At 72.8% G+C, this 8,121-nt stretch carries 6 protein-coding genes; 4 read left to right on the forward strand and 2 right to left on the reverse strand.

Going from position 1 to position 8,121, the window contains the following annotated elements; translation table 11 throughout:
• Positions 1–34 precede the first annotated feature (34 nt).
• Both EES43_RS28210 and EES43_RS28215 read right to left on the reverse strand, forming a co-directional pair.
• The gene (locus tag EES43_RS28210; RefSeq protein ID WP_124271381.1) at positions 35–1,708 is read right to left on the reverse strand and encodes a glycoside hydrolase family 13 protein; all 1,674 of its coding nucleotides are present in this window, start codon (positions 1,706–1,708) and stop codon (positions 35–37) included.
• A 216-nt stretch (positions 1,709–1,924) separates the two neighbouring features.
• Complete coding sequence (locus EES43_RS28215; RefSeq protein ID WP_124271382.1) at positions 1,925–3,202, reverse strand: ABC transporter substrate-binding protein; 1,278 nt, start codon at positions 3,200–3,202, stop codon at positions 1,925–1,927.
• Between the two features lie 176 nt (positions 3,203–3,378).
• On the opposite strand from EES43_RS28215, the gene EES43_RS28220 reads away from it, so the two are divergent.
• The 4 genes from EES43_RS28220 (at position 3,379) to EES43_RS28235 (ending at position 7,842) form a co-directional block, all read left to right on the forward strand.
• Complete coding sequence (locus tag EES43_RS28220) at positions 3,379–3,894, forward strand: PadR family transcriptional regulator (protein ID WP_124271383.1); 516 nt, start codon at positions 3,379–3,381, stop codon at positions 3,892–3,894.
• The gene (locus EES43_RS28225) at positions 3,891–4,646 is read left to right on the forward strand and encodes an ABC transporter ATP-binding protein (RefSeq protein WP_124271384.1); all 756 of its coding nucleotides are present in this window, start codon (positions 3,891–3,893) and stop codon (positions 4,644–4,646) included. Before EES43_RS28220 ends, EES43_RS28225 begins: the two co-directional genes overlap by 4 nt.
• A gap of 2 nt (positions 4,647–4,648) precedes the next feature.
• Positions 4,649–6,943 carry an ABC transporter permease gene (locus EES43_RS28230; protein ID WP_124271385.1) on the forward strand — a complete coding sequence of 765 codons (2,295 nt, stop codon included), beginning with the start codon at positions 4,649–4,651 and terminating at the stop codon, positions 6,941–6,943.
• A 152-nt stretch (positions 6,944–7,095) separates the two neighbouring features.
• Entirely contained in the window at positions 7,096–7,842 is a 747-nt protein-coding gene (locus EES43_RS28235; RefSeq protein WP_124271386.1) for an SDR family oxidoreductase, read from the forward strand.
• Positions 7,843–8,121: the final 279 nt, after the last annotated feature.

Below are 8,121 nucleotides of genomic sequence, written 5' to 3' on the forward strand. Positions count from 1 at the left end.
CGGGGGGAAGGGGGTGGCCGGGGTCGGGGTGTGTTCAGGTTGAGGGGTGGTCGCTGATCCACCAGGCGGCGGTGGAGCCCGGAAGGACGCCGACCGGGCAGGGGCCGCTGGAGAGCAGCGGCGCGCCGGAGACGGGGGCCGGGACCGGGGTGGTGCCGAAGTTGACGGCGCAGACCAGACCGTCGCACCGGACGAACGCGAGGACTCCGGGCTGGGTCTCCAGCCACCGCAGCGATCCCTCGCCCAACTGGGGCAGTCCGGCGCGCAGTTGCAGGCCGTCGCGGTACAGGTGCCAGAAGGAGCGGGTGTCGGCGAGCGCCCGGTCGGTGGCGTGCTCGGCGAACCAGCCCGGCTGCGGAAGCCAGGGTTTGGCCCCCTCGGCGCCGGAGCTGAAGCCGAACGGCGACGCGTGCCCGGACCAGGGCAGCGGGACGCGGCAGCCGTCCCGGATCCGCGCCCGGCTGCCGGTGCGCCGGAAGATGGGGTCGGTCAGGACGTCGTCGGGGAGGTCGACGACCTCCGGCAGGCCCAGTTCCTCGCCCTGGTAGATGTAGGCCGCGCCGGGCAGCGCCAGCATCAGGAGGGCGGCGGCCCTGGCACGGGCGGCGCCGAGCCCGCTCTTCTCGGTGCCCGACTCGCCGTACCGCGTGACCGTGCGGACCTGGTCGTGGTTGTTGAGGACCCAGGTGACGGTGGATCCGGTGCCGGCGATGTCCTGCATCGCCTCCGAGATGACCTTGCGGAAGGCGTCGGCGTCCCACGGGGCCCCGAGCAGGTCGAAGAAGAACGCCTGGTGCAGCTCGTCGGGGCGTACGTACAGCGCGTGCTCGCGGGCGGTCGGCACGGAGACCTCGCCGACCAGGAGGCGTTCGAGGCCGTCGCGCGCGGTGTACTCCTCGCAGACCGACCGCCAGTGGCGCCAGACGTCGTGGACCTCCGGCTGGTTCCAGGCGAGCGGGTTGACCGAGTCGCGGGTGCGTGCGTCGGCCGCGGGGTCCGGGGAGTCGGGCAGCTCCGGGTGCTTGAAGAGACCGGCCGCCACGTCGATGCGGAACCCGTCCACGCCGCGGTCGAGCCAGAAGCGCAGCGCCTGGTCGAAGTGCGCGCCGACCTCGGCGTTGCGCCAGTTCAGATCGGGCTGCTCGGGCGTGAACATGTGCAGGTACCACTGGCCCGGCGAGCCGTCCGCCTCGGTGACCCGCGACCAGGCCGGGCCGCCGAACATCGCGTGCCAGTTGTTGGGCGGCTCCGCCCCGTCCGGACCCCGGCCCTCCGCGAAGTGGAACCGGGCGCGGGCGGCGCTGCCGGGTTCGGCGGCCAGCGCCTCGGTGAACCACGGGTGTTCGCTGGAGCAGTGGTTGGGCACGATGTCGAGCAGCACCTTCACCCCCAGCCGGTGCGCGTCGCCGACCAGCAGGGCGAACTCGGCGAGGTCGCCGAAGACGGGGTCGACGTCGCAGTAGTCGGCGACGTCGTAACCGTGGTCGTGCTGGGGCGAGGGGTAGAACGGGCTCAGCCAGATGCCGTCCACGCCCAGCTTCTTGAGGTAGGGCAACCCGGCGCGGACGCCCGCCAGATCGCCGATTCCGTCGCCGGTGCTGTCCAGGAAGCTGCGCACGTAGACCTGGTAGATCACCGCGTCGCGCCACCAGGGGTGGAGGACCGCGGAACGTGTGGGGCCGTCGCCGACCGGTGCTGAGAGCTTCACCCGTAGACCTTGTTTCTGCGTGAGGGGTGCCGCAGCTGAACCCTGCGGTTATGCATACATGTTAAGTAGCGATGTCGAGAAGGTGTCAACGGTCAGGCCGAAATGCAACGGTAGTTGGGCGCTATGCCCGCATTTGGAAGGGCGCAAGGGCGTCGACAGGCAGCCGAACGACGTCGGCGCACTACTTAACGGGTAAGTAGAAAGAGCTGGAAGGGGTCAGCCGCGGCGGGCGATGGCCGCCAGCTCGACGGCCAGCCGGCGGACCGCCGCCTCGGGCTTCTGACGCTGGGCCATCGCGTCCTGCACGACGGCCTGCACGGCGAGGCTGACCTGGTCGTAGCGCGGGCTCTTGGGCCGCGGCGCGGCCGACAGCACGCTCTCGCGCAGCGCCGGCAGGTACGGGAAGCGGCGCACCAGCTCCGCGTCCCGGTAGAACGAGGCCCGCACCGGAGGCAGCGAGCCCTCGGTGAGCACCCTGCGCTGCACCGGTTCGCCGGTGAGATAGGCGATGAGGTCCTTCGCCGAGGCCGGATGCTCCGCCCGGGCACTGACGGCGAGGTTGGAGCCGCCGAGCACACTGGTCCCCGACCCGTCGCTGCCCGGCAGCGGCACCGCGCCGAACTTCCCGGCGATCTTCGAGTCCTCGCCCGCGGCGGCGGCGAAGGCGTACGGCCAGTTGCGCAGGAAGAGCAGCTTCCCGTCCTGGAAGGCCCGGCGGGACTCCTCCTCCTTGTACGTGAGGGCCTGGCGCGGTATCCAGCCGTCGCGCACCCCGCGCGCCAGGACGCCGATGCCCCTGCGCGCCGCGGCCGAGTCCACCGTGACCCGCTCGCCCTCGTCGCCGAGGATCGAGCCGCCGGCCGAGTAGACCATCTCCGCCGCGTTGACGGTCAGGCCCTCGTACGGGAGGAACTGGCCCGCGTAGCCGCCGACGCCGTACTTCGGGGCGATCGTGCGCGCCTGCCGCTCCAGCTCGGCCCAGGTGTGCGGGGGCCGCTCGCCCTCCCGGTCCAGGAGGTCCTTGCGGTAGTAGAGCATCCCCGTGTTGGTCACGTACGGGACGGCGTACAGCTTCCCCGCGTACGTCGCCGTGCCGACGACCGGCGGCAGGAAGCTCTTCAGCGGGAACCTGTCGCGCTCCAGCGGCGCTATCCAGCCCGCCGCCGCGAACTCCGAGGTCCAGGCGACGTCGATGTTGAGGAGGTCGTAGCGCCCGGCCCCGGAGCGCAGCTCCGTGATCATCTGCGCCCGGCTCTCGTCGGCGGACTCCGGAAGCTCGACGAGGGTGACCCGCTCCCGGGGGTGCGCGCGGTTCCAGTCGGCGAGCAGCGGGCCCAGGTAGTTGGTGAGGTCCCCGGCCGTGGCGAGCGTCATCGGCCCCCGCCCGGCGTCACCCCCCGCACCGGCCGTGCCGTTCGCCGCCCCGCCCGCCCAGCCGGTCAGAGCCACGGCGGTGGCCAGGAGCGCCCTGCCGGCGGTACGCGTCCACCGCATCGGTCCTCCCCGCCGCCAGGCTGCCGGACATCGCCGTCCCGGCCTACGGCATGTATACCCGTTAGGCATGGGCGATACTAGGACCCGATCAGATCGCGTGAGCGATCCGGGCCGCCTCTCCGGGCGGTGAGGCACGATCGGGCGCCGGCCCGAGACCAGGAGAGGAGGGAGCGCGAGTGCGGCTGCCCCTCCTGGCACTGCTGTCCCGAGGCCCGGCCCACGGGTACGAACTCAAGCAGGACCTTGAGCAACTGCTGGGCGCCGCGTACCCTCAGCCGAACGTCGGGCAGATCTACGTCACGCTGAGCCGGCTGGAGAAGTCGGGGCTGATCGAGGGCGAGGAGATCGCCCAGTCCAGCCGCCCCAACAAGAAGATCTACCGACTGACCGACGCCGGGAGAGAAGCGCTCAGCGTCTGGTTCGAGGAGACGGCGGACGAGCCGCGGGTCCGGGACGACTTCTTCATGAAGCTCGCCCTCGCCTCGCACACCGGCCTGGCCGACCGGATCGGTCTGATCAACAAGCAGCGGCGCCAGTACCTCACGACCATGCGCCAGCTGTCGAAGCTGTCCACCACCGAGAACCGCGACGAGCCCGTCGCCCAACTCCTGATCGAGGGAGCCATGCTGCATCTCCAGGCCGACCTCGACTGGCTGGAGCGGTGTCAGGAAGAGCTGGAGGGACGGGAATGAGCCGACCGGCCGAGCCCGTCCCCGCACTCCGCGCCCAGGCCCTCACCAAGACCCACCGGGGCGAGGGCGCCGCCGCGCACGCCGTCCGCGGCGTCGACCTGACCGTGCGGCGCGGCGAGTTCGTCGCCGTCACCGGCCCCTCCGGCGCGGGCAAGTCCACCCTGCTCCACCTGCTCGGCGGCCTCCAGCGGCCCGACAGCGGCAGCATCTGGCTCGACGGCGAGTGCACCGACTCCTACGGCGAGGCGCGCTGGGCCGTCGAACGCCGCCGCAGCATCGGCATCGTCTTCCAGTTCTTCAACCTCGTCTCGAACCTGACCGTCGCCGACAACATCGAACTCCCCGCCCTGCTGGCCGGCGCCTCCTCGAAACGCGCCCGCACCGCCCGCCGGGAACTCCTCGGCGAACTCGGCCTGGAGGGCAGGGCCCGCAGCATGCCCGGCGAACTGTCCGGCGGCGAGCAGCAGCGCGTGGCCCTCGCCCGCGCGCTCGTCAACCATCCCCGGCTCCTCCTCGCGGACGAACCCACCGGAAGCCTCGACAGCAAAGGCACCCGCGAGGTGATGCGCCTGCTCTCGCGCTTCCACGCCCGCGGCCAGACGATCCTGCTCGTCACCCACGACGCCCGGCTCGCCAGCACCGCGGACCGCGTCATCAGCTTCTTCGACGGCCGGATAACCGACGACGCCGACCTGGGCGACCCGCCCGCGCGGAGCACCGGGCTCTCCGGCGTGCTCGAACTGAAGGACTGACCGTGCGGGCGACGCTGCGCTGGGCGCACTCCGATCTGCGCACCCACCGCGGCCAAGCACTGTTCATCGTCGGCGCCACCGTGGGAGTCGTCACCGCGCTGCTGCTCGCCGCCGCCCTGTTCGGCTACGCCACCAACCCCTGGCAGCGGATCTTCACCGAGTCCCGCGGCGCGCACGTCTGGATGCACACCGCCGCCTCGGCCGACCCCGGGCGGCTCGCCTCCCAGGACGGCGTCGACGCGCTCTCCGGTCCGTACCGCACGGCGTTCGCCACCGTCGAGTCGGGCGGTGTCCGAGCGGGCGTGGAACTGCGGGCCGCCGGCGAGGAACCGCCCGGGACCGGCCGTCCGCTCCTCACCGCCGGACGATGGCTCACCGCAGCCGAGCCCGACGGCGTGGTCCTGGAGAACAGCCTGGCCCGCGCCCTGTGGGCCGAGCCCGGCGACCGGCTCACGGTGCCGGGGAGCGACCGCGCCCTGACCGTCGTCGGGGTCGCCGACAGCGCCGAGCCGCGCTACCGGCCCGGCGAGCGGCGCGGCACCGTGTGGGCGCTGCCGGCGGCGGCGAAGCACGCGGGCGGTACGTGGTCGGGGCAGGTCACCGGTCTGCTGCTGGCCGAGCCGGACGACACCGATTACGCGATCCAGCGCGCCGTCACCGTGCTCGGGGCCGGCAACGTCACCGACGTGTCCAGCTGGCAGCAGGCGCGCGGCGAGGCGGAGGGCGACACCCGGCTGCTGGGGCAGGTGCTCGCGCTCTTCGGGCTCGGTGCGCTGATCGCCGCAGCACTGGCCGTCTTCGGCGCCATCAGCACCCGGGTGCGCGGCCACCTGCGCGACATCTCCGTCCTGAAGGCCGTCGGCTTCACGCCCCGCCAGGTCACCCGGGTCTTCGTGGTCCAGCACCTGGCCCTCGCCCTTCTCGGCGCGCTGATCGCCACCGTCCTGACCAGGTCGTTCGGCGCCGGGATTCCCGGCCGGCTGGGCGAGGCGGTGCACGTCTGGCAGGGCTTGCCCGGCCATCGGGCGATCCTGCTCGCCGTGCCGGCCGGCGTCGTCCTGTTCATCGGCGCCGCCACCTCTCTCGCCGGCTGGCGCGCCGGACGCGTGCCCCCGGTGCCCGCGCTGCCGCCCGAGACCGCGCCCTCCGGCCGGCTCTCCCGCACCACCCGCAGAGCCCTCGGCCTCGGCGTGCCGCCCGCACTCGTGCTCGGCTGGCACCGGGCGCTCGTGCCCGGCACCCGCACCCCGGCCACCATCGTCCGGCTGGCGCTGCCGCTCCTGCTGATCACCGTGGCCCTCAGCGCCTGGACCGCTCTGGGCCGCTTCGACAGCGAACCGGAGCGGATGGGCACGGCCGCCGCACTGACCGTACGGGCCGATGGCCTGGGCGAGCGCGAGATCAGCGCGTTGCTGGAGGCGGACGACCGGGTGGTGGCCGCCCACCCGGGCGTCGAGGTCGCGGCGCTCGTACCGGGCCAGACCGGGACCATCGCCCTGCGCGGCCTCGGCACGCGGAACGAGCCCTACCCGTTCGCCGTCGTCGAGGGCCGGCCGGCGGCGGGCCCGGACGAGGCCGTCGCCGGCCAGGGCCTGCTCGACCTGCTCGGCGTACGGGTCGGCGACTGGGTCCGCGTGACGGCGGGCGGTCAACCGCAGATCCTGCACATCGTCGGCCGGGCCATCGAACCGGAGAACAGCGGCCGGGTGATCTCCACCTCCCTCGACACCCTGCGGCAGAACGACCCCGGCCTCACGCCTTCCATGCACCTGCTGCGCCTGGAGCCCGGCGCCGACCCCGCGGAGGTGCGCGCGGACCTGACGGCCGCCTCGGGCGGTCGCCTGGACATCCAGGAGGCCACGAGCCCCGGCGACCGCCTCTCACCCGTGCTCGGCGTGGTGGCGGGACTCGTGGCCGTGCTGGCGCTGATCGGGCTCATCGAACTGTCCACGGCCATCGGCGGCAGCATCCTGGCCGGTGAGCGCGACCTCCTGGCGCTCAAGGCGATCGGCTTCTCCCCGGGACAGATCACCGCCGTCACGGTGACGGCCGTCGGCTGTACGACGCTGTTCGCCGCGATCACCGGCGCGGTGCTGGGAGTGCCGCTCGCCCACGCCCTGATCGACGCGGAGGCGCGCAGGATCGGGTTGGGCTCCGGAGTGGCGCAGGCTCCCGCGCTTCCGCATCTGGCGCTGCTCGTCGCGGCTGCCGTGCTGGGAGCGGCGCTGCTGTCTGTCCTCCCCGCCGCGCGAGCGGCCCGCCGCCGACTCGCGGACACCATCAGCGCCGTCGGCTGAGGCCCGGCATCCCGCGCCTCCGCGGCTACGCTGGGTGCGATCCCGGTCACGTGAAGGCATCAGGCGCGATCCCGTGCGGTACGCGGCCCCGCCGCGCCGTGAGGCCGGACGCGAAACCGAGCGACACGATCACCAGAAGGGGAACGCCTCTCATGACCTCCACCTCCACCTCCACTGGGCGGGTCGCGCTCGTCACGGGAGGCTCCGGCGGTATCGGCCGCGCCTGCGCCGAGCGACTGGCCGCCGACGGATACGCCGTCGGCGTGCACTACGCCGGCAACAGGGCCAGAGCCGAGCGCCTGGTAGAGGAGATCACCTCGCGAGGCGGCCGGGCGATCACGGTCGGCGGGGACGTGGCGGACGAGGACGCGATGCGCACCGCCTTCGATGCCGTGGAGAACGCCTTCGGCGGCATCGACGTCGTCGTGAACACCGCCGGTGTCATGGTGCTCGCCCCGATCGCGGACCTGGACCTGGACGACCTCGACCGTATGCACCGCACCAACATCCGCGGCGCCTTCGTCGTCTCCCGGCAGGCGGCCCGCCGGATCCGCGGCGGCGGAGCGATCGTCAACTTCTCGACCAGCGTCACGCGCACGCAGTTCCCCACGTACGGGGCCTACGTGGCGAGCAAGGCGGCGGTGGAGGGCATGACGCTGATCCTCGCGCGCGAACTGCGCGGCAAGGACATCACCGTCAACGCCGTGGCGCCGGGCCCCACCGCCACTCCGCTGTTCCTGGACGGCAAGGACGAGCAGACCGTCGCCGGCCTCGCCCAGGCCGTCCCCATGGAACGCCTCGGGCAGCCGGAGGACATCGCGGAGACGGTCGCCTTCCTCGCCGGTCCGGCCCGCTGGGTCAACGGCCAGGTCGTCTTCACCAACGGCGGGCTCGCGTGACGCCCCTCCGCCGCCCATGACGGGCCACCGCACGAGTTCCCCGCTCGGTGGCGAAAGACGGGATTGGGCGCTTTCCCCAGGGTCATGTCGTGGCCCCTTGACTTCTATGGGGGGAGAAGCTTTCTCTCTCTTTTGGAGTCGGTCATGCCTGGTCGTCACGTTTCTCCCAGCCGTCGTGTCGTGTCGTCGTGTGTGGCGGTGGCGGTGGGGGCGTCTTTGCCGTGGGTTGCGGGAATGGGTGTCGCGTTCGCGGCCCCGGGCGCTTCGAGTGCGACGTCG

Source organism: Streptomyces sp. ADI96-02, from assembly GCF_003846185.1.
Lineage (GTDB): Bacteria > Actinomycetota > Actinomycetes > Streptomycetales > Streptomycetaceae > Streptomyces.